Origin of the sequence: Parafrankia elaeagni, assembly GCF_000374165.1 — a bacterium.
In the GTDB taxonomy this organism is placed as follows: Bacteria; Actinomycetota; Actinomycetes; order Frankiales; family Frankiaceae; genus Parafrankia; species Parafrankia elaeagni.
Map to the genome: position 1 here is coordinate 1 of NZ_KB893702.1, position 1,402 is coordinate 1,402.

At 71.8% G+C, this 1,402-nt stretch carries 1 protein-coding gene; it reads right to left on the reverse strand.

Annotation, left to right across the window (positions count from 1 at the left end; genetic code table 11):
* A partial coding sequence (locus tag B207_RS32765; RefSeq protein ID WP_230204866.1) for a polyketide synthase dehydratase domain-containing protein occupies positions 1-1,337 on the reverse strand: 1,337 nt, incomplete at its 3' end.
* Between the last annotated feature and the right edge of the window lie 65 nt (positions 1,338-1,402).

Here is a 1,402-nt window from a genome sequence, read left to right on the forward strand (position 1 = left end):
TGACCAACCCAGTCCAAGCCATAAAGAAGACGAGCCGCGGCATCCACACCAGCGGAGAACCGGTCCCGCGCAGCCGGCCGCAACGTCAGACCGTCCAGGAGGACGACCGGGAGGCCTGAACCGTCGGCCAGCCACAGCCGTACCGACTCCGAGCCCTCCCCCAGCGTCAGCCTGGCCCGCAGCACGCTCTCGGCCGGGCCGAACACCCGCACCCCCGCGAAGGCGAACGGCAGGCGCACCGTGCCGGCGTCACCCAGCAGGTCGGCGGCGCCGATCGCATGCAGAACCGCATCCAGCAACACCGGCTGCACCGCGAAACCACGACTACCGCCGGCACCGCTGATACCACCGGCACCGTCGGTGAGGACCGCCTCCGCGTACACCTCGGTACCAAGCCGCCACGCGCGCCGCAGCCCTCGAAACACCGGGCCGTACTCAAGGCCCGCCCCTGCGAGCGCGTCATAGAGCCCGTCGAGCGCGACTTCCTCAGCCCCCTCCGGAGGCCAGACCGCCAAATCGAAATCATCGTCCGCCACGCCGGTCGCATTCCCCGCGCCAGCAAGAACACCAGTGGCGTGCACCGTCCAGGGTTCGTCATCCGCCGACCGAGAATGGACGGTGACCGCGCGCGTGCCGTCGGCATCCCCTTCGCCGACGGTCACCCGCACCTGCACACCGCCACGCGCCGGCAGCACCAGCGGGGCCCGGAGCAACAACTCCGCGACCACCGGCGCGCCGACCCGCTCGCCCGCCGCGAGCACCATCTCCAGCAACGCCGTACCGGGCACCAGTACCCGCCCGTAGACAACATGATCGGCAAGCCACGGATGCGTGCCCGTCGACAGCCAGCCGGTGAACACCGGCCCAGGCGAGTCGGGCAGCGACACCGCCGCCCCCAGCACCGGATGCCCCGTCGAGCTCAGGCCCAGTCCGGCCACGTCCCCGACACCGGCGGGCCGCTGCCGCGGCCAGAAGTGTCGGTGCTGGAACGCGTAGGTCGGCAGATCGATGCTCCCGGTCCCGGCACCGGCGCCACCGAAGAGCGCCGGCCAGTCCACGTCCACGCCGCTGACGAACAGCTCCGCCACCGCGGCCAGCAGAGTCTCGACCTCGCTCCTGTCCCGCCGCATTGCGGCCAGGGCGACGACACCGTCGGCGTCGGCATCGGCGATGCCGTCCCCCGGCGGAGGTGCCGCTCCCGGGTCGGCCAGGGCAGTGCCCTCCCGGCTTACGGCGATGTCCTGCACCATCGCGGTGAGGATCCCGTCCGGGCCGACTTCCAGGAACCGGGTCACGCCGAGGTCTGTCATGGTCTGGACGGCGTCAGCGAAACGCACCGGCCGACGTACCTGGGCCACCCAGTACCCCGGATCCGACCACTCACCCACCCCGACCGCGGCAC